The 20176-nt window shown below is 59.5% G+C and carries 20 protein-coding genes and 1 pseudogene; 8 read left to right on the plus strand and 13 right to left on the minus strand.

Going from position 1 to position 20176, the window contains the following annotated elements:
- Nucleotides 1–16: 16 nt before the first annotated feature.
- The 4 genes from bmt to ACO06F_RS04840 form a co-directional block, all read right to left on the minus strand.
- Nucleotides 17–1033: a betaine--homocysteine S-methyltransferase gene (gene bmt / locus ACO06F_RS04825; RefSeq protein WP_421695555.1), complete on the minus strand. Its 1017-nt coding sequence runs from the start codon at nt 1031–1033 to the stop codon at nt 17–19.
- Between the two features lie 68 nt (nt 1034–1101).
- Nucleotides 1102–2031 (minus strand): dimethyl sulfoxide reductase anchor subunit family protein, encoded by a 930-nt coding sequence (locus ACO06F_RS04830; RefSeq protein WP_421695556.1) that lies wholly within the window; start codon nt 2029–2031, stop codon nt 1102–1104.
- A gap of 3 nt (nt 2032–2034) precedes the next feature.
- The gene (locus tag ACO06F_RS04835) at nt 2035–2832 is read right to left on the minus strand and encodes a 4Fe-4S dicluster domain-containing protein (RefSeq protein WP_421695557.1); all 798 of its coding nucleotides are present in this window, start codon (nt 2830–2832) and stop codon (nt 2035–2037) included.
- Nucleotides 2829–5636: a molybdopterin oxidoreductase family protein gene (locus ACO06F_RS04840; RefSeq protein WP_421695558.1), complete on the minus strand. Its 2808-nt coding sequence runs from the start codon at nt 5634–5636 to the stop codon at nt 2829–2831. Before ACO06F_RS04840 ends, ACO06F_RS04835 begins: the two co-directional genes overlap by 4 nt.
- Before the next feature lie 91 nt (nt 5637–5727).
- Between ACO06F_RS04840 and ACO06F_RS04845 the strand changes: the two genes are divergently transcribed.
- Both ACO06F_RS04845 and ACO06F_RS04850 read left to right on the plus strand, forming a co-directional pair.
- Nucleotides 5728–7191 carry a PLP-dependent aminotransferase family protein gene (locus tag ACO06F_RS04845; RefSeq protein WP_421695559.1) on the plus strand — a complete coding sequence of 488 codons (1464 nt, stop codon included), beginning with the start codon at nt 5728–5730 and terminating at the stop codon, nt 7189–7191.
- Between the two features lie 4 nt (nt 7192–7195).
- Nucleotides 7196–8128: a DMT family transporter gene (locus ACO06F_RS04850; RefSeq protein WP_421695560.1), complete on the plus strand. Its 933-nt coding sequence runs from the start codon at nt 7196–7198 to the stop codon at nt 8126–8128.
- A 62-nt stretch (nt 8129–8190) separates the two neighbouring features.
- Here ACO06F_RS04850 and ACO06F_RS04855 read toward each other — a convergent pair whose 3' ends face one another.
- Complete coding sequence (locus ACO06F_RS04855; RefSeq protein WP_421695561.1) at nt 8191–8937, minus strand: hypothetical protein; 747 nt, start codon at nt 8935–8937, stop codon at nt 8191–8193.
- Nucleotides 8938–8947: 10 nt separating this feature from the next.
- On the minus strand, nt 8948–9520 hold the full coding sequence (locus ACO06F_RS04860) for an Lrp/AsnC family transcriptional regulator (protein WP_421695562.1): 573 nt from the start codon (nt 9518–9520) through the stop codon (nt 8948–8950).
- Nucleotides 9521–9537: 17 nt separating this feature from the next.
- Here ACO06F_RS04860 and ald point away from each other — a divergent pair, with 17 nt between their 5' ends.
- The gene (gene ald, locus ACO06F_RS04865; RefSeq protein WP_421695563.1) at nt 9538–10656 is read left to right on the plus strand and encodes an alanine dehydrogenase; all 1119 of its coding nucleotides are present in this window, start codon (nt 9538–9540) and stop codon (nt 10654–10656) included.
- Between the two features lie 125 nt (nt 10657–10781).
- Here the strand turns inward: ald and rpmF are convergent, their stop codons facing one another.
- Nucleotides 10782–10967 carry a 50S ribosomal protein L32 gene (rpmF, locus tag ACO06F_RS04870; RefSeq protein ID WP_421695564.1) on the minus strand — a complete coding sequence of 62 codons (186 nt, stop codon included), beginning with the start codon at nt 10965–10967 and terminating at the stop codon, nt 10782–10784.
- A 73-nt stretch (nt 10968–11040) separates the two neighbouring features.
- Nucleotides 11041–11820 (minus strand): monofunctional biosynthetic peptidoglycan transglycosylase, encoded by a 780-nt coding sequence (gene mtgA / locus ACO06F_RS04875; RefSeq protein WP_421695565.1) that lies wholly within the window; start codon nt 11818–11820, stop codon nt 11041–11043.
- A gap of 39 nt (nt 11821–11859) precedes the next feature.
- Here mtgA and ACO06F_RS04880 point away from each other — a divergent pair, with 39 nt between their 5' ends.
- Nucleotides 11860–12738: a polyprenyl synthetase family protein gene (locus ACO06F_RS04880; protein ID WP_421695566.1), complete on the plus strand. Its 879-nt coding sequence runs from the start codon at nt 11860–11862 to the stop codon at nt 12736–12738.
- Between the two features lie 119 nt (nt 12739–12857).
- Here ACO06F_RS04880 and ispG read toward each other — a convergent pair whose 3' ends face one another.
- From ispG to ACO06F_RS04900, 4 genes are read right to left on the minus strand one after another with little or no spacing between them, the layout of a single operon-like run.
- Nucleotides 12858–14084, minus strand: coding sequence for a flavodoxin-dependent (E)-4-hydroxy-3-methylbut-2-enyl-diphosphate synthase (ispG, locus tag ACO06F_RS04885; RefSeq protein WP_421695567.1), 1227 nt, complete (start codon nt 14082–14084; stop codon nt 12858–12860).
- A gap of 5 nt (nt 14085–14089) precedes the next feature.
- Complete coding sequence (locus ACO06F_RS04890; protein WP_421696624.1) at nt 14090–14878, minus strand: metal ABC transporter permease; 789 nt, start codon at nt 14876–14878, stop codon at nt 14090–14092.
- Between the two features lie 17 nt (nt 14879–14895).
- Entirely contained in the window at nt 14896–15651 is a 756-nt protein-coding gene (locus ACO06F_RS04895) for an ATP-binding cassette domain-containing protein (protein ID WP_421695568.1), read from the minus strand.
- A 1-nt stretch (nt 15652) separates the two neighbouring features.
- Nucleotides 15653–16075: a Fur family transcriptional regulator gene (locus ACO06F_RS04900; protein WP_421695569.1), complete on the minus strand. Its 423-nt coding sequence runs from the start codon at nt 16073–16075 to the stop codon at nt 15653–15655.
- 128 nt (nt 16076–16203) lie between these two features.
- On the opposite strand from ACO06F_RS04900, the pseudogene ACO06F_RS04905 reads away from it, so the two are divergent.
- The 3 genes and pseudogenes from ACO06F_RS04905 (at nt 16204) to ACO06F_RS04915 (ending at nt 17990) form a co-directional block, all read left to right on the plus strand.
- A pseudogene (locus ACO06F_RS04905) lies at nt 16204–16484 on the plus strand (cupin domain-containing protein).
- Complete coding sequence (locus ACO06F_RS04910; protein WP_421695570.1) at nt 16481–16876, plus strand: hypothetical protein; 396 nt, start codon at nt 16481–16483, stop codon at nt 16874–16876. The pseudogene ACO06F_RS04905 and the gene ACO06F_RS04910 overlap by 4 nt, the downstream one beginning before the upstream one ends.
- 25 nt (nt 16877–16901) lie before the next feature.
- A complete protein-coding gene (locus tag ACO06F_RS04915; protein ID WP_421695571.1) occupies nt 16902–17990 on the plus strand; it encodes an acetate/propionate family kinase in 1089 nt (362 codons plus the stop codon).
- Between the two features lie 31 nt (nt 17991–18021).
- On the opposite strand, the gene ACO06F_RS04920 is transcribed toward ACO06F_RS04915, so the two are convergent.
- A complete protein-coding gene (locus ACO06F_RS04920; RefSeq protein WP_421695572.1) occupies nt 18022–18735 on the minus strand; it encodes a phosphate acyltransferase in 714 nt (237 codons plus the stop codon).
- On the opposite strand from ACO06F_RS04920, the gene ACO06F_RS04925 reads away from it, so the two are divergent.
- Complete coding sequence (locus ACO06F_RS04925) at nt 18650–20104, plus strand: citrate/2-methylcitrate synthase (RefSeq protein WP_421695573.1); 1455 nt, start codon at nt 18650–18652, stop codon at nt 20102–20104. The two genes, ACO06F_RS04920 and ACO06F_RS04925, sit on opposite strands and share 86 nt — an antisense overlap.
- The last annotated feature ends 72 nt before the right edge of the window (nt 20105–20176 follow it).

Consider the following 20176-nt stretch of genomic DNA (forward strand, 5'->3'; position numbering starts at 1 on the left):
GGTTCATTGACGGGAATCAATTTCCGCGGCGGCGTTCCCGGCGCGCCGCACCGGCGGCGGCCGTATCTACACCCTTGGCGAGCTGTGAGACGGGGCCCAGCTTTTCCTCGATCAGTTCGACGCTCGGCCGCTCCCCCTTGCTATAATGCTCGAGAGAAGCGCGCATGGCGGCCAGATGCTCCGGACTCGTGCCGCAGCACCCGCCGATGATTTTGGCCCCTGCATCAAGCGCGATGCGGGCATAGTCCGCCATCAGCTCCGGCGTGCCGGTATAGTGGATGTGACCGTCCACATATTGCGGAATACCGCAATTGCCCTTGGCGACAACGGCTGCATCCGGCCGCGCCTCCGAGATGCCGAGGACAGTGGCCACGAGTTCAGACGCTCCGACGCCGCAGTTGGCGCCGATCGCCACGGGCTGGGTGGCAAGCGCTGCCGTGAGGGCGCCAAACGCCTTGGGCGTGATACCCATCATGGTGCGTCCGTTGGTGTCAAAGCTCATGGTGGTAACGATTGGCAGGCCCGCCTCGGCGCAGCCTTCGACAGCTGCTTTGAGCTCCTCCTCCGACGACATGGTCTCGATCCAGATCACGTCCGCGCCACCCTCCTTGAGGGCGTGGGCCTGTTCGGCGAAGGCCTTGACGGCCTCCTCATGCGAGAGGGCGCCGACTGGTTCCATGATTTCGCCTGTGGGGCCGACGGATCCACCCACATAGACGGGACGGCCGGCGGCATCGGCCTCGGCCCGGGCATTTTGGGCAGCGGCGACGTTGATCTCACGCACCTGACCTTGCGCATTGTGGAGCTTGAGGCGGTGGCGGTTGCCCCCAAACGAGTTTGTGAGGACGATATCCGCCCCTGCTTCAATAAAGCGGCGGTGAAGCGAACGGACTCGTTCCGGATGGTCAAAGTTCCACATCTCAGGCGCATCACCCGATTCGAGGCCCATCTGGAAGTAATTGGTGCCAGTGGCGCCATCGGCCAGAAGCCACGGACGAGTGGCAAGGGCTTCGGTGAAGGACGGGCTGGTCATGTAGGCCTCCGGAAACGATATAAAGAAGTCTTTATATCCTCATTCGCGGTTTTGCCAAGGCCGAAACGTCAGGCCGTCTTCTCGCCGTAATAGAGCATCGAGACGTGCTGGGCTTCCGCAAAGAACAGCCACCGCTCCACCGCGGTGGCGAACAGGGCTGCTGCTGCAGCGAGAAGCGCGGCAAGGGGAAATGCCAGCGCTGCAAGCATCAGCAGGATGGCCAGGATGAGCGCGAAAATTGCGAGGCGGCGGAGCTTCTGGGCGTGTTTTCTGGCCACAGCGTAGCCCATTTCCTTCTGAATATAATTGGCGGAAGTGTGCGGCACCTCCCATTGACTGACGCTGCCAATGCGGCCGAGGCCGGTGGCATTCTCCATCGTGTGCTCGGGCGGGGCCTTGTCAATGCTGTGCCAGTAAACGAGCTTGACGATGATGGTAAGCAGCAGCAAGGCGGACGAGAAAAACACCAGGAAGGCGGGGAAATTGCCGAAGATGGAGGTGAGTGCGGCCAAGACCGTGGCTCCAGTCGAAAGCGCAAAGGCAAGATAGACTGGGACGGTGAGGCGGTTGTTCCAGGCGCGGATGGTTACCAGGGTGGAATAGATCTTGCCCGTGCAAACCACGGTGACCATCGCCATCACGGATGTGAAAACCGCAAGCGGTGCGATGAAGGCGGGCGCTTCGAGCAGGCCGGACCACACGGCGCCGAAGAGGACAGCAGGCAGGTAGGTGAACACCGCCGCTACACCTTCACGCGAGAGCCAGGAAGAGCGCCATTGCGAAAACGCCCGCCACGCGCGCTCCGGATGTCCGAGGTGGAAAGTGGAGGCCAGCAGTCCAGTGGTGACGAGGCCCAGGGCGATGACCATGGCGGTAAGGCCAAACACCAGACTCGATGCCTCGCCATGGCTGAGGCCTACCAGGCCCAACAAGGCTAGAAGTCCATAGCCCGCGCCAGAAGCGGTGGTGAAGAGGATGACGGAATAGGCGGGATGCATGGGCTAGCCTTCGAGCTTTCCGGAATGATCGACCTCATTTGCGCGTGGGGTCATCTTGCGCGGTGAGAGCACCTTGTCTGCCCATTGGAAAAGACGGTCGAAAGCAGAGCCGTCTGGCTTGGGAAGGGACACTGGCGCGGTGGTCGTTGCATCGCGGCGGGCACGGGGGGGAAGGTACTTGTTGACGGGCTTGTAGCCAATTTCCGGCAGCAGATCATAGCCGCCGCGCTCGGCTACCAGTTGCGAGACCTTGGAATTGGCATCGCCCAGATCACCGAAATGGCGCGCACCGGTGGGACAGGCCTTCACACAGGCGGGCTGGCGGTCCTCAGGCTCAAAGTTCTCATTGTAAATGCGGTCCACACACAGCGTGCATTTCTTCATGACACCGTGGGACTGGTCGTATTCGCGCGCCCCATAGGGGCAGGCCCAGGAGCAAAGCTTGCAGCCGATGCAGGTCTCAGGGTTCACCAGCACGATGCCATCTTCTGCGCGCTTATAGCTCGCCCCTGTGGGGCAAACTGTGACGCAAGCGGGTTCCTCGCAATGGAGGCAGGAGCGCGGGAAGTGGACGATGCGCGATTGCCGCTGTCCTTCCTCCTTCACCTCATAGCCGTGAATGCGATTGAGCCAGACCCCGCTGGCCTCGGGACCATAGGGATTTTCGTCGGTAAGAGGCGCGGAATAGCCTTGGGTGTTCCACTCCTTGCAGGACGTGGCACAGGCCTGGCAGCCGACACAGGTATCAAGGTCGATGACAAGGCCGAGCTTCTTGGCTGATGGTGGGGGGAGCGACGTCATTCGGGCCTCTCGAGCGTCTTGAGCGTGGCGAATTGCGGCTCACTCATTGCCCCCTGCTCCGCGGCCTTCTCAATACGGACGCGGAGGTCATACCAGGCAGCCTGGCCCGTGACGGGATCGCTGTTGGAATAGCGGTACCCGCCCTCGCGCTCAGGTAGAAGTTCGGAGATAAGATGGTTCAAGAGGAAGCCCTTCTTCGCTTCATTGGCTTCAGGATCGAGGTTCCAGGCACCCTTGCGCTTACCGATGGCGTTCCAAGTCCAGACGGTTTCGGGGTTAACTCCATCCATCAGCTTGGCCTGACCCTTGATCTTTCCGTGGTGCGAGGTGACGGTAACCCAATCACCATCGGTGATCATGAGCTTCGCCGCCATTTCGCGCGCCATATAGAGCCAGTTGCGGCCAAGGATTTGGCGGAGCCAAGCATTCTGTGATCCCCAGGAGTGATACATGGCCATGGGCCGTTGGGTGACAGCATGCATTGGGAATTCGCTCTCCGACACCATCTCGCCCTCAAACGGCGCATACCAAAAGGGTATGGGATCGAAATAGGTGGCAATGCGCTGGCGATGACCCGCAGGCGGAACGATTTTGCCGTGCCCTTTGGCTGCGAGGCGAAACTTCTGTAGGGGCTCGCAATAGAGTTGGTGGATAACCGGCTCCGGCTTGCCGATGAAGCCGAAGAAGGTGGCCCAGTCGAGATAGGCCCAGTTCACATGGCGGTAGTAACGCATGTGCTCGGGCAGTTCGTAATACCAGTAGCAGCCATTGTCGATATAGTGCTGGAGCTGCTCCGGATTGGGCGTGCCGCGGCCTTGCGCACGGCCATTGGGGCCACGAAAGCCAGCAAGCGGACCGATGCCGGGCGCGCGCTCATGGTTGACAATGTAATCCGGATAGCCGCCGGGGTAGCGGGGCGAACCATCGGTGCGCGTCATGCCTGGGAGGCCTAGCCTTGTGCCCAAGTCCAACAGCACGGTCTGGAACGGGCGGACATCACGGTCCGGCTCGACGACGGGCTGGCGAATGGAATCGGCTGGGCCATCGGCTTCCGAGATCGGGCGGTCCAGCATTGAGATGCAGTCCCAGCGCTCCAGATAAGTGGTGTCTGGCAAGATCAGGTCTGCGTATTGCACCATCTCGGAGGCGTATGCATCCGAATAGATGATTTTGGGGATGGTGTAGCTGCCGTCCGGCTCTTTCTGAGTCAGATACTTAATCGTGTCTGGCACGTTCATGGCCGAATTCCAGCTCATGTTGGCCATGTACATGAACAGGACGTCGATCCCGTAAGGATCCTTCTTGGCAGCATTTGTGATGACCATGTGCATCATGCCGTGCGCGGCCAAGGGTGCATCCCAGCTATAGGCCTTGTCGAGACGCTGGGGGGTTCCCTCTGAATCCACGAGCAGATCTTCAGGCGATGTCACGAAGCCCAATGGGGGGCCAGGTAGCGGTGTGTTGGGTTTCACCTGGCCAGGCTTGCCTGCGGGTTTTACCCCGGGAGGGGGTGGCTTCGGAAATGGCGGCTTGTAGCGGAAGCCACCGGGCACATCGATGGTGCCAAGCAAAATCTGTAAAAGATGTATAGTGCGGCAGGTCTGGAACCCATTGGCATGGGCGGAGATGCCGCGCATCGCATGCATGGAGACAGGGCGGCCCACCATTTTCTCATGGTAGCGGCCCAGATGATCGGTCCACGGAACGTCGAGTGCTATTTCGTCCTCGAAAGCGGTGCGGGCAAGTTCGGCGGCAATGCGCCGGATCGTTTCGACAGGAACGCCACAGCGCGCTGAGACATTCTCCGCTGACCATTGAATATCGAGGAACCGCTCGGCGATGAGCGTGAAGGCAGTGACGGCACGGCGGCCATCAGGGAGTTTGAAGCGCCCCATGAGTTTGGGGGCCGCATCAGGCGAAAGGGCGGGCATGGGCGTGTTGGAATGGCTGTCCCACACGAGTGCCGATCCTGTTGCGTTGCGGGCGAAGAGGCCGTCATCGCCACCGCCCTCATTCTCGATGATCAGCCAGGGAGAGTTGGTATAGCGAAGTATATAGTCGCCGTCGATCTTCTGTGCGGTCAACAACTCATGGATCAGTGCGCCAACGAAGAGGCCGTCCGTACCGGGCCGGATGCCGATCCATTCATCCGCAATCGCTGAGTAGCCGGTCCGAATCGGGTTGATGGAGACAATCTTGGCGCCCCTTGCCTTCAATTGGCCAAGCGCCTTCTTAATCGGGTTGGAGGCGTGATCTTCCGCGACTCCAAACAGCATGAAATATTTCGTATGTTTCCAGTCTGGCTCGCCAAACTCCCAGAAGGAGCCGCCAAAAGTGTAAAGCCCTGCGGCTGCCATATTGACGGAGCAGAATCCGCCGTGGGCAGCATAGTTAGGAGTCCCAAACTGGGCGGCCCACCAGCCGGTGAGGCCTTGGCTTTGATCTCTTCCGGTAAAAAAGGCGAGCTTTTTCGGGTCGCTTGCGCGCACGGCCGAGAGCCAGCCCGTGGCGGTGGACAGTGCCTCCTCCCATTCGATTTCCCGGAACTCGCCAGAGCCACGCTCTCCGACGCGCATCAGGGGCTTGGTGAGGCGTGCGGGCGAATAATGCTGCATGATACCAGCGGCACCTTTGCCGCAGATCACGCCCTTGTTAACGGGGTGCGCCGGATTCCCATCAATGTAAGTGACCCGCCCGTCCTTGAGGTGGACGCGGATGCCGCAACGGCATGCACACATGTAGCATGTGGTTGTCTTGACCTCGTCCCAGGTCTTGGGGGAGGGGTTAAGGGCGGGCTCTGTCATGCGCATGCAGCCTAAGTGTCCAATTTTTTCTATTCTACCGGCTCTCTTGGACCTATGATAGGTCCAGAGGGACCGTACACAGGGACCAAAATTGCGCGACTGGCTCGTCCATATCCGACGAAACGAACATGCAAGTCTGCAGACGCAGATTCGCGAAGCGCTGGTCTCCGCCATTCTCGACGGGCAGCTTGCGCGCGATGAGCCCATTCCGTCCACCCGGAAGATGGCGAAAAGCTTGGGTGTTTCACGAAACACGGTCGTTCTCGCCTATCAAGGGCTGCTAGACGATGGCTATCTGGTGGCGAAAGAACGCTCTGGCTATTACGTGTCCGAAAAGGCGCTGGAAGGTGCCCTTCAACCAAACATGGCGCCAAAGCCTGTGAGCGCGGGAAGCAGCATTAACTGGGCAGCGCGCTTCACTATGGAACCCGCCGCACAGGCCAATGTCTCAAAACCGATGGATTGGCAGACCTATCCGTACCCCTTCATTTATGGACAGGTGGACCACACGCTGTTCCCGCTCGCCGAGTGGCGCGACTGTGCAAGGCAGGCATTGGGCAAGAAGTGGCTGGGCACATGGACCAACGATACCTGGGCCAATGACGACCCGTTGCTGGTGGAGCAGATTCGCCGCCGCATTCTGCCGCGGCGTGGCATTATGGCAAGCGACGACGAAATCCTTGTGACGCTCGGCGCGCAGAATGCACTCTATCTGTTGACCACTTTACTCGTGAGCGCGAAGACCCGGGTGGGGATGGAAGAGCCGGGCTACCCGGATGTGCGCAATATCTTCTCGCTCAGCACGCCGCATGTCTCACTCCTGCCAGTGGACGGCAAGGGACTGGTACCATCAGAAGCCTTCGATGCATGTGACCTCGTCTTTACCACACCCAGCCATCAGTTCCCCACGACGGTGACCATGCCGCTGGAGCGGAGGATGGAACTGCTGAAGCGTGCGGCGAGTCATGATGTCCTCATTATTGAGGACGATTATGAATTTGAAACCAACTATGTGAATGAGCCCTGCCCTGCCTTAAAATCCTTGGATGATGACGGCCGGGTGATCTACGTGGGCTCACTTTCCAAAACGCTGTTCCCAGGTTTGAGGCTGGGGTTTCTGGTGGCGCCAAAAAATGTGGTGGAGCAGGCCCGCGCCTTGCGCCGCCTGATGGTGCGGCATGCACCAAACAACAACCAGCGCACGGCAGCGCTGTTTCTCTCACTCGGCCATCACGACACGTTGATTCGCCGCCTGCACCGGGCTTACCGGACGCGTTGGGAGATTATGGGCGAAGCCCTCAAGACACATCTGCCGGATTCGAGCCAGGTTCCGGGCTTCGGCGGCACAAGCTTCTGGGTTAAGGGGCCGGACGGGCTGGACAGCGGAGAGCTGGCAAAGGCCGCAGCCACAAAGGGCGTACTGATCGAGCCCGGGCGCGTTAACTTCGGCGCGGCAGGCGGTCCGCGCAATTTCTACCGTCTTGCATTCTCATCAATTGCCGAAGCGAAGATTGAGCCCGGCATCCGCATTCTATCAGACCTCGTACAGCGCTAGAGGCATGCGCCTCAACACCGACAATCGAGCGCTTGCGACCGTCTGCGTGCTGGCCGCCGTGGGCCTTGCCTCGGCGCAGGATGCGGTGGTCAAATACATGTCCTCGGGCTATCCCGCCTATGAGACGCTTCTGTTCCGCTGCGTTGGCAGCGTGCCCGTCATTGTGTTCATGCTTTGGCGGACAGGTAGCTGGTCCATTGCAACACCGCTTCTGCCGCGCGTTTTGTTTCGGGGTCTGATTCTTGCGGCTGCATATCTCGCCTTCGTTCTTTCAATCGCTGCGATGCCGATCGCCAATGTGGTGGCGATCTATTTCACCATGCCCTTCTTCGTGGCTGGTCTCGCAGGGCCCATGTTGCATGAGCGGGTGCGGCTTCACCGCTGGATGGCAATCATCGCGGGCTTCATGGGTGTTCTGATTATGGTACGGCCGGGGATGGGTGTGTTCGAACCCGCATCGCTTCTGGCACTCGGTTCTGCGTTCGGCTATGCGGTCGGGCAAATGTTGGGTCGCCCGCTTTCGCAACAAATTTCACCCATTGTCATCGCCACATGGCAGAACATCGTTTACGCTAGCATGGCAGCATTGACCGGCATTCTGTTCAACACCGTGGACTTCGGTACGTTTCACCATCCGAGCCTCATCTTCCTGTCCCGCCCGTGGGTTTGGCCGGGGCCCTTTGATGCAACGCTGCTGCTTGGCCACGGCATTTTGGCGGCTTGCGCGATGATCTTGTTCATCAATGCCTACCGGCTAGCCGAGACCAATTTCGTTGCGCCCTTCGAATATTCCGCAATGATCTGGGCGGTGTTCTATGGCCTCATCCTGTTCGGGGATTTCCCCGATGCATTCACCTGGATCGGTGCGGCCATCGTAGTGATCGCAGGAATCATGATGATCTTCCGCGACCGGACATTGGATCGTTCTGTGCGGTGAGAAATGCACTGCGTCAGCGCCGTTCTGAGGCGTTTGCCTTAGTGGCAGCTCTCAAATGCCCCTCAGAGGCCGAAGCCCTGCCAAAGGCGCCCCGCCAGGGAGCGGGTGGGAAACGGCGCTTCGGCATCAACGCCCCGGCGCGTCCAGATCGTTGCGTACATGTGCATGAATGGTGATCGCGGCGGGTCTCGCTCCTCCAAGAAGAAGGCAGGCACATTCCACCACGCGACGGGATCGACGGCTTCTGGCGGCAGGATGTCGATATCTTCATCGGGCGCGCGCAGCATGAGACTCGAGATCATGTGGGGCCCGACATTTTCCCAGCTGCGTTCTTCGGGGTTCAGGGCCGCGACACGGTCTACCGCGCGGTGCCAGAGGTCCCCCGACTTTGGCTCAGGATTGGCCATGAAGCAGTTGGTGACCTGGGTCAGACTCTCGCCAGTTGCTGTTGGCTCCGCATGGCGAAAGGGGCGGCGCTTCTCGGAAGCGATGAGCGGGCGGGCCTCAATCCTGGGCTCTCTGCTCAGCGCCACCACATCCATATCAGCCCAGATACCGCCCAGTCCCGCCAAGAGACGGTAGCGGAACAGGCTTGTGAGGTAGGACAAGTTGGCGAAATCAGCGTGCGCCGCTGGGAGAAGCTCAGCGGCGTCACGCACATCAGATGCCTCGGCGGATAGGCGAACCGGATCGTAACTCCACAGTGTGACACGATAACCGTTCATCCGAAAACTCGCGAGAGATAGCCGCGCGATTCGGGAGAGTTCACCCGAGACCCAGAGCATATGGACGGGAAGTGTGTTCAGCATGAAAATCGCCCTAGATTGGATAGCCGGCCCAGCCCTTCACCGTGCGGAGCGCAAGAGAGGATTGAATTCTCTGGACTCCAGGGAGGCGGGAGATACGTGAGCGGTGAATGCGTTCATAGTCCGACGCATCGGTGGCAGCAACGCGCAGTAGATAGTCGAACTGGCCACTCATTAAGTGGCATTCGAGGATTTCCGGCACGCGCTGCACGGCCTTTTCAAATTTTTCAAACGCTTCTTCCGTTTGGGCGGAGAGCGAGACTTCAACGAAGAATTCATTCGCCAGCCCCAGCGCCGTACGATCAAGGTTTGCTGTGTAGCTCTGGATAATGCCGGCTGCCTCCAGCAGCTTCACCCGGCGATGGCATGAGGACGGGGAAAGACCCGCCTTCTGCGCCAGATCGGCGATGGCGCGCTGGGCGTTCTTCTGAAGTTCGGACAGGATGATCTTGTCCGTCTTGTCCAGTAAATGAGATTTCATTCTACTCTTATAGCATTCATTCGAATTCCATTTCAATGCTGCAGTGCTCCAAAAGCCTCTTCGGAAATTCATTTCAAGGCAGATTTGATAGCTTGCGCACAACATTCAGGGAGGACTTTTCAATGCTGATCGGTGTTCCGAAAGAGATCAAGAACCACGAGTATCGCGTGGGCATGACGCCCACCTCGGTGAAGGAGGCGGTGCGCCACGGTCACCAGGTCTGGGTGGAGGCCAATGCTGGTGCCGGTATTGGCACCGCCGACGCCGATTATGTGCAGGCTGGCGCCAGGATCGTCCCTACCGCGGCGGAGATCTTCGCAAAGGCCGATATGATTGTGAAGGTCAAGGAACCGCAGGCTGTCGAGCGCAAGATGCTGCGCCCCGGTCAGATCCTTTATACTTACCTCCATCTTGCGCCCGATCCGGAGCAGACGAAAGATCTCGTTGCGTCGGGAGCGGTGTGCATTGCCTATGAAACTGTGACTTCGCACCGCGGAGGGCTGCCACTGCTGGCGCCAATGAGCCAGGTGGCGGGCCGCATGTCCGTTCAGTCTGGCGCGCATTGCCTTGAGAAGGCCCAGGGCGGGCGTGGCGTGCTGCTGGGCGGCGTTCCGGGCGTGGCGCCAGGCAAGGTTGTCATCCTCGGCGGCGGCGTCGTCGGCACCAATGCGGCTGTTGTTGCCCTCGGAATGGGTGCGGATGTGACGATACTCGAGAAGAACACCGACCGCATGGAAGAACTCGTCGCGCGCTTCGGAACCGGCATCAAGACCATCTATTCGACGCAGGGTGCCGTTGAAGACGAATGCGCAAGTGCCGACCTGGTGATTGGGGGGGTGCTGATCCCCGGTGCGGCGGCGCCAAAGCTCGTGACGCGCGCGATGATGAAAGACTGGAAGCCAGGCTCTGTTCTGGTCGACGTCGCCATTGACCAGGGTGGCTGCGCTGAAACGTCAAAGGCAACAACGCATGCGGACCCGACCTACGTGGTCGACGGTGTTATCCACTATTGCGTGGCCAACATGCCGGGCGGCGTCGCCCGCACCTCCACCTATGCACTGAACAATGTGACCCTGCCCTTCGCACTGGCGATTGCCGACAAGGGTTGGAAAAAGGCGCTGTCTGACGATGCTCACCTCCGCAACGGCCTTAACGTGGCGGATGGCAAGGTGACCTACAAGGCAGTCGCCGACGATCTGGGCTATGCCTATGTACCGGCAGAGAAGGTCATCGCCGCTTAAGGCTGGTTTCCGGATGATGCAAAACGCCCGGTGAATGCCGGGCGTTTTGTTTTAGAACATGGAGATTTCAACGTAAAAAGCCAGCCCCAGGGCTGGCTCTCAACGCGGACGGCCTAAGGGGCCAATCAGCCTTCCGTCTTGACCGTCAAAACCTGTCGGCCCTTGTATAGGCCGGTCTTGAGATCAATGTGGTGCGGGCGGCGGAGTTCGCCGGACTTCTTGTCTTCAACCCAGGTTACGGTCTGCTCCTGGTGGCCGGAACGGCGCATGCCGATGCGGCTTCTTGACATTTTCTTGCGTGGAACGGCCATCTTTGAAACTCCATAGAAAAGCAGCGCGGGGAACGGCCCTGCGCCCTTCAGTTGGGCTGGCTCTTAACCCAGACTAGGGCTGAAGGCAAGTCAGATAGGGCCCCATGCCGGCCATGCGAAAGAGAATCCGGTTGGCCACGCCCCGCACCCCCCTGGACGGCTTTCCTGCATTGCGCTTTGCCGGGTTTGGGAGCGCGGCGGCAAGGAGTGCCGATTCCTTTTTCGTCAAGCTTTTCGCGGGTTTATGGAAATGATGCTGGGCAGCAGCCTCCGCCCCGTAAATGCCGGGCGCCCATTCCACGATGTTCAGATAGATCTCGATCATGCGGCGCTTGGACCAGACGAAATCCATCCACATGGCCAGTGGCACCTCGATCAGCTTGCGGATGGCGAAGCGGCCATCCCACAGAAACAGGTTCTTGGCGGTCTGCATGGGAATCGTCGAGGCGCCGCGGGTCGGCGCCTCGTCCTTGTCCAAAGCGCTGTCGATCACACCCTGAAACTCGATCCAGTCCACTCCCGCATGTCCGCAGAATCGGGCGTCTTCCGAGGAGATAACGGCGCGGGGCAGCCAGGGGGATATATCCTCAAGGCTGACCCATTGCTTTTCGAGTCCGTTTCCAGTGAGCGCGCGGAGAATCATGATGTTGGAAACGGGTGGTGGAATGACCGCATAGACCAACGTCATAACGATGGGCCACGCCACGAGAAAACCCACAACAAAAAGGCCCCAGCGCATGATACGGTGATGAAGCGGAGCCTGCGCTTTGGGTGCAGCGGGGGAAAGCGGCTCCAGATCCGGCGGGATCCGCTCCTCATCAAGAATGGCTGCTGGTTGAGTTTCGCTTCTCATGACCTTAATCAGAAACGGCCATACCACAGGATTGCTGCCTTGTCCTTTCAGGATGCCCTTGCGCGCTGCGCTGCCGAAACCGATGCCTTGCTAGACCGGCTATTGCCGCCAGACAGCTTTCCTGCACCCCGGGTCGCGCAAGCAATGCGCTATGCAGCCCTCGGCCCGGGCAAGCGGCTGAGGCCCTTTTTGGTGGTCGAATCGGCTGCCCTTTTCGATGTGCCGCGCGCACGCGCCTTGCACACAGCTGCGGCGCTGGAATGCGTGCATTGCTATTCGCTGGTGCATGATGATTTGCCGGCGATGGACGACGACGACCTTCGGCGGGGCAAACCCACCGCCCACAGGGCCTTTGATGAAGCGACCGCCATTCTCGCAGGTGACGCGCTGCTGACCTTTGCCTTTGAAATGCTTTCGGATGAAGAAACTCACCCAGACCCCGGCGTGCGGTTAAAGCTGGTCTCTCGCCTAGCCCGGGCCGCCGGTGTTGCCGGCATGGTGGGCGGTCAGATGCTGGACATTGAAGCTGAAACACGATTCGAAACAGCGCTGCCGCAGATTGAACTCATCCAGTCGCTGAAGACGGGGGCACTCTTTCGTTATGCCTGTGAAGCAGGCGCCATTCTGGGGCAGGCCGAAGCAGCACCTCTCGTCCGCTATGCCCAGAAGATTGGCCTCGCCTTCCAGATTGCAGATGACATTCTGGATGTGGAATCAACGCCTGAGGCGCTGGGAAAGGCGACGCAGAAGGACAAGGCGATGGGCAAGGCCACCTTCGTCGACCTATTCGGGCTCGAAGACGCCAAAGCGCGGGCCGCAGCGCTCGTAGGCGAGGCAATCGACAGCCTTTCCGCTTACGGCCAAAGAGCGGCGGTGTTGGCCGATGCGGCACGGTTCATCGTGAAGCGCCATAATTAGATCTGCGCGCCTCCTTATGCCGCGGGTATTCGTTGCGGTGACCGAGATTTACTCGGGCCGAAAGTTGCCACTGTCCAGCCGCAGTATGAGCGAGTCTTGGATGGGGCATTGCAGAAAGGCTACGCCCCCCACCGTCCCTTTACGTAATCTTCCACGACGCCCTTGAACTGGTCTGACAGGTTTTCACCGCGCAGAGTCATGGCCTTCTTGCCGTCGATAAAGATGGGGGCGGCCGGAAGTTCTCCGGTGCCGGGGAGTGAAATGCCGATGTCGGCATGTTTTGACTCGCCAGGTCCATTGACAATGCAGCCCATGACCGCGAGCTGCAGGGTTTCGAAACCCGGGTAATCCCGGCGCCAATCAGGCATGCGGGTGCGGACATAAGACTGGATGTCCTGCGCCAGTTCCTGGAAGGTCGTTGAGGTCGTGCGGCCGCAGCCAGGACAGGCAATCACCATGGGCGCGAAATTGCGGAGGCCCATGGTCTGCAGGATTTCCTGCGCGACGATCACCTCTCGTGTGCGATCGCCACCGGGTTCGGGCGTGAGCGAGATGCGGATTGTATCGCCGATTCCCTCCTGCAGGAGTACGGCCAGCGCCGCAGTTGAGGCGACGATGCCCTTGGAACCCAAGCCGGCCTCGGTGAGGCCCAGATGCAACGCGAAATCGCAGCGGCGGCTGAGTGAACGGTAGACGGCGATCAGGTCTTGGACTTCCGAGCATTTCGCGGAAATGATGATCTTATTTTTTGGCAACCCCAGGTCCATGGCGCGTTCGGCGGAGAGAAGGCCTGACTGCACCACAGCTTCGTGCATCACTTCGCGTACGTCCTGCGGATCGGCGGATCTGGCGTTCTGATCCATCAGATCGGTCAGCAGCGCATTGTCGAGCGAACCCCAGTTGACGCCAATACGCACCGGTCTATCAAACTTGAGTGCCGTCTCAATCATCATGGAGAAATTGCGATCCTTCTTCTCCTTGAAGCCGACGTTGCCTGGGTTGATACGGTATTTCGCCAGTGCTTCGGCGCAGGCCGGATGATCGTTCAGTAGAGTGTGACCATTGTAGTGGAAGTCACCCACCAGCGGCACGTTAACGCCCATGCGATCCAGTTTCTCACGGATGAATGGCACGGCACGGGCCGATTCATCCCGGTCCACCGTAATGCGGACAAGTTCGGAGCCGGCTCTTGCCAGCGCGGCGGTTTGGATGGCTGTTCCCTCTGCGTCTGCCGTGTCGGTATTGGTCATGGATTGGACGGCCACGGGGGCGCCGCCGCCCACGATGACGTTGCCCACTTTGACGGTGACGGAGGCCCTGCGACTGCTGATGGCGGAATAGCTCATGGGACTTAGTTGGCCTGCGGACGCAACAAGGTCAAGACGAAGAGAAGGCCTGCGCACAGGACGATGGCGGGGCCGGTGATAGCGTTTGCGAAGGCCGACAGGGCGAGGCCCATGACCACCGCCACGCAAGCGATCACAGCCGCGACAATCGCCATTGATTCCGGCGTGGCAGAGAGGCGGCGCGCAGCGGCAGCGGGGATGACGAGAAGTGCTGTGATCAGGAGCAGACCCACGATTTTCATCGAGATTGCCGTCATGATGGCAATCAGGAGCACAAAACCCAGTTCCACACGCTTGACGTTGATGCCTTCGGCCTGGGCCAGATCCTCATGGACGGACATCGCGATCAGATCGCGCCAGAGGAGTCCTAGGACCAACAGAACGACGGCGCCGCCGACCCACACAACGGACACATCCTGCCAGCTTACAGTCAGAATATCGCCGAAGAGGAGATCCATGTGATCGCCCGCCGCCCCTGTAACGAGTCCCACAGTCACAATCCCTAAGGCCAGTGAGCCGTGCGAGAGGATTCCGAGCAGTGTATCCGTTGCCAGCACGCGTTGGCTCTTGAGCAACATCAGGAGAAGAGCTACGGCAACGCCCGTTGCCACCGCACCCAATGTAAGGCTGAAGCCTAAGAGCAGGCCGAGCCCCACACCGAACAGGCCGGAATGCGCCAGCGTCTCACCGAAATAGGCCATTCGGCGCCACACGATAAAGCAGCCGACAGGACCTGCAACAGAGGCGATCGCCAGTCCCGCCAGCAATGCGCGCTGGAAGAAGGGTTGCGACAGCATGTCCAGCACTGCGGTCAATGCCGGTGTTCGTGATGATGATCATGACTCTCGTGGTCATGATCATGATGATGCGCATAGGCTGCGATCATGCGGGCGGCGGACGGTCCGAAAAGCTTCGCGAATTCAGGATCCTGCTGCACCTTTACGGGGCCGCCCTCGCAACAAACATGTCCATTCAGGCAGACGACGTGATCACTCTCCGCCATCACCATGTGAAGATCATGGCTCACCATAAGGATGCCGCAGCCATGGCGCTTTCGGACAGACGAGATCAGTTCGTACATCCGCGCCTCACCCATGAAATCGACCGCCTGCACCGGCTCGTCCAGCACCAGAAGCTCGGGCTTTCGCAATAGCGCGCGCGCGAGCAATGCCCGCTGCAACTCTCCCCCAGAAAGGCGCGAGACGGAAGCCGTCTTTAGATGAGCGATGCCGGTTTCCGCGAGAGCTTCGTCAATCTCATCCTCTGTGGGCTTCAAGGTGAGGGAGAGAAGACGGCGCACGTCGAGCGGCACATTGGGAAGCTGCGGGAAGCGTTGGGGCACATAGCCCACGCGCAAGTTCTTTTCCTTGATGACCTGGCCAGAGGTAATGGGCTGCAGACCAAGAAGACAGCGCACGAGGGTCGACTTACCTGCGCCATTGGGACCAATGACGGTGACGATTTCATTTGGACGAACATCGAGGTTCACCTTGTCGAGGATCATACGGCCAGCGATCTGAAGGGTGACGTCCCGGGCACTTAAGATTGCGTTGGTAACCTTCAGCATCTCACGCTGCTCCACCGCACGCAGCACAGAGGCCGGTGAGTTCAACCACGCTGCGGTGGACCACGAAATTCTGCGCGCCGGCAGATGTCTCAAGCGACTTAAACACGTCGGGAACATCCAATTCCGCCACCAGTCCACAGTGTTCACATACCAGCATGGCCGCTGGCGTTCCGTCATGCGGGTGGGTGCAGGCGACGAAGGCGTTGCGGCTCTCGATCTTGTGAACAAGGCCATGCGCTGCGAGAAAATCCAGCGCGCGGTAGACAGTGATTGGCGCGGGCCTCGGCCCCCGGCCGGCCATGCGCTCGATAATGTCGTAGGCCCCAACGGCAGAATGACTCTGGGCCACGCAATCCAGCACGTCCCGCCGCTGCCCGGTGAGCTTGGAGCCGCTTTTGGCGCATGTGCGTTCTGCCCGGGACAACAAATCTGCTGTGCATTGGGCATGGTTGTGGTGTGGTTCAGGGAAGGTCATGACGTTATAATATAACGTGCTTGCGGCAATTTCCAGTTCCATACACCATGACCAAGCTTTTTTCAGGGAGTCCCCACATGTCCGGCACGGCCAAGGCTACCGTCATCATCGACAATGACCGGTAATCGTTACGGAATATCGCTTTGCACCCGGAGATAATACGGGCTGGCATCGGCATGGTCATGATTATGTGGTGGTGCCGCTGATGGATGGCAAGGTGCGGCTGGAAACGCCCACAGGCCCTGCGGAAGCCGAAATGAAGAAGGGCGTTCCCTATTTCCGGAAGGCAGGCGTGGAACATGATGTGATCAGTGCCAATGAAACGGAATATGCCTTCATCGAGATTGAATTGAAATGAGGCGCCTGTGCTTCGGGGTTCTTGCCGCTCTTGGCCTGGCGGGACCGGCGCTCGCCGTGGACTTTGCGCCCAGCAATGGCGGTTACATCGAATTCACCATGCCGTCCGGCAATGTGGGGTGCATTTACAATGACGAGGAAGGCTCCGGCCTGGTCTTGCAATGCGACCGGGTGGAGCCTTCCTATGTGCGGGTGCGGTTATTCGAGAATGGAAAGCCAAAGGTCTACCGCGATGTGGGTGACGCATCCTGCTGCGGAGCGGAACATTATTTTCCCTATGGCACGAGTTGGCGGCAGGGCCCCTTCTCCTGCGCCTCAACCAAGGCTGGCCTGCGCTGCAACAATGGCGGGCACGGTTTCAACTTGAGCCGAAGTGGGGTGAAGACATATTGACCCCTGCCCCGCTATTCTGCCGCGCATGAAGATTCTCGTTCTCAATGCCGGCTCGTCCTCGCTTAAGTTTGCGGTGTTCGGCGGCGAGCTGAACCTCACACTCAAGGGACAAGTTTCAGGCATCGGATCGAAGCCGCGGTTGGAGGTTGAAGGGCACGCCGCACGGGAGGTTCCGCATGTGACGGCCCCAACCGAGGGGCTGCTCGTGGTTGCCGAGTGGCTATCCGGCAACGGTCATGAGCCGGACAGTTTCAACGGTATCGGCCACCGTATCGTCCATGGCGGCACACAATATGTAACGCCGGTTTTAGTTAATGACGACATTCAGCACGACCTAGAGGCATTGCGGGCACTGGCGCCGCTGCACTTGCCTTTTGGGCTTGGCGTGCTGCGTGAGATGCGGCAGGTCGCTCCCGAAGTACCGAACATCGCATGCTTCGACACAGCGTTTCACGCTACGCAGCCGGAACTCGCCACGAGGCTTCCGTTGCCACGGCACTACTTCGATCGCGGCTACCGGCGCTACGGCTTCCACGGACTGAATTACCAGCATGTGGTGGACGCTCTTCCGCGGCTTACTGGCCGCGTGCTGCCGCGCCGCCTGCTCGCCGCGCATCTGGGATCGGGGGCCTCCATGTGTGCTATCTTTGACGGCAAAAGCGTTGCAACGACGATGGGGTTTTCAACCGCTGACGGGCTCGTGATGTCCACCCGAACGGGATCGATCGACCCTGGTGTTCTGGTGGCGCTGATGCGCGATGAGCATCTTAGTCTCGATCAGCTCGAAGATCTGCTGTACCGCAGGAGCGGACTTCTGGGACTTTCCGGCATTTCAGGTGACATGCGCGTGCTGCTGGGGAGCGACAGGACAGAGGCCGTGGAGGCTATCGACTATTATTGCTACTCGGCAGCACGCCACGCCGCCTCGCTCGTGCCCGCATTGGGGGGTGCCGATGCGATGGTGTTCACCGGGGGCGTGGGCGAAAACGCGGGGCCAGTACGGGCGCGGATACTTTCCCACCTCAAGTGGCTGGGCATTCCGCCGGAGAATGTGCACGTGGTCCCCGCGAATGAGGAATTGACGATCGCGCGAGACGTGAGAGCCCTGGTCTAGCAAATGCTCGTGCTTGAAAGAAAACTTACTCTTAGCGCGTGGGACCGAGGCTCATGGCCAGAAGCAGGGAGCCGGTGGCGACGATATCGTCCACGGTTGCACCCCGCGAGAGATCAGAAATGGGCCTTGCAAAGCCCTGCAGCACTGGGCCCATGGCCTGAGCCCCTGACAGATACTGTGTGAGTTTATAGGCGATGTTGCCCGCGTCGAGATCGGGGAAGATGAGCACGTTGGCGCGGCCTGCGACCTCTCCTGCTTCCTTCATTTTTTTGGCGGCGACGACAGGTGAGAGAGCAGCGTCGCCCTGTAGCTCGCCATCGATCTTGAGTGCAGGGACCTTTTGATGCGCGATTTTCAGTGCCTCTATCACTTTGTCCGAATCAGGATGGCTGCCACTGCCCTTGGTGGAAAAGGAGAGGAGCGCAACACGGGGCTCCTCACCCAGGAACAGCGAAGCACTTTGCGCGGAGGCAATGGCGATGTCCGCCAATTCCGCAGCATTGGGCTGAATGTTGACGCCACAATCGGCAAAGACCAGGCGGCGGTCAGGCCATTCCATCAGGAAAAAACTTGAGGGCGTTGCGATTCCCGGTGCGGGGCCCACCGTCATCAGTGCCGCTTCAATAACGCGCGAAGTGGGGTTTGCAGCACCGGCCAGCATGGCATCGGCTTCACCAAGGGCCACGGCAGCGCCTGCACGGTACAGTGGTTTCCTCAAGAGGCGGGCGGCCATTACATCGTTCATTTTAGCGCGCCGAGCTGTTAGGATCCTGATGTGCGCGGGTGACGCCTCCGGAACGTCATCCGGCCCAAAGACGATCGGTTCTGCCAAGCCCTGCTCGCGAAAACGCACGGCAGCTGCCAGAATGCGGGCGTCGTCTCCTTCTGGCATCACAAGTTTAAGGCCTCTGTCCTTGATTTTGGCCTTCGCTTCGTCAATCACGCTCATAGGGATTCCTCTCCGGATGGTGGACATGTCAGCAGAAGAAAAGATCGAAATCCACCGTGGCCTGAAAGGCGTCTACTTCGAGCGCTCGGCCACGACCTTCATTGACGGGAAGGCGGGGGAGCTTCGCTATCGCGGCTATTCGATCCATGATCTCGCGCAACACTCGAGCTTCGAGGAGACGGCCTATCTGCTGCTATATGGCGAACTGCCAACTGTTGCGGAACTTTCGGCATTCGATGAAAAACTGAAGGAGGCGCGCCAGCTCCCTGATGAAGTTCTTTCGATCATTTCCACCCTCAAGCACGGACATCCGATGGACGTCCTGCGAACGGCCGTTTCTGCGCTATCAAGCTTCGGTCCGGACAGCTTGGACATGTCACCCGAAGCGATGCGGGAAAAAGGCATTCGCCTGGCATCGCAGGTGCCGATGATTGTTGCTGCACATGAGAGCATTCGCAATGGGCGCAGCGCGCCTGTGCCTGATCCCATGCTCTCACATGCGGCGAATTTTCTTTGGATGATCACCGGACGGGTGCCATCGGAGACGTCTGCCCAGCTGATGGACCGTGATCTCATTCTACATGCCGAGCATGGCAGCAACGCATCCTCCTTCACTGCGCGCGTGGTGATCGGCACAGAAGCCAATCTGCATGCGGCGATCACTGCTGCGATTGCAGCACTCTCAGGTCCTGCTCATGGGGGCGCTGCGGAAGACGTGATGCGCATGGCACAAGAAATTGGTGCGCCCGAAAATGCCGCAGCCTATGTTAAGGCCAAGCGTGCAGCAGGAGATGCAGTGACGGGCTTTGGCCACCGCGTTTACCGAACAGAGGACCCCCGCGCACGCCACATGCGAGAAGGAGTTGAACAACTTTCGCGCGAAATGGGAGAGCCCCGTTGGTTTGCGATACTACAGGCAGTAGTTGAGTCGATGAAGCCATATGCCCGCTTCGGTGTGAACGTGAATGTCGATTTTTACTCAGGTGCGATCTACTATCTCAACGGCATCCCCCCGGATCTCTTCGTACCGATCTTTGCGGTCGGCCGCATGCCGGGCTGGACTGTGCAGTGCTTGGAGCAGCTGCAGAACAACATATTGATCCGTCCACTGACGCTGTATGACGGACCCAGCGCCCGTCCCTATCGCATCATTTCTCAACGCTGAAGTGACGAAATCCACATTCCTGCCTGCTCATCGCCACATTCCGCTGCCAAATTACAAGCTTCAGCCATGTGC

This window comes from Aestuariivirga sp. (assembly GCF_965227715.1).
Taxonomy (GTDB): Bacteria; Pseudomonadota; Alphaproteobacteria; order Rhizobiales; family Aestuariivirgaceae; genus Aestuariivirga.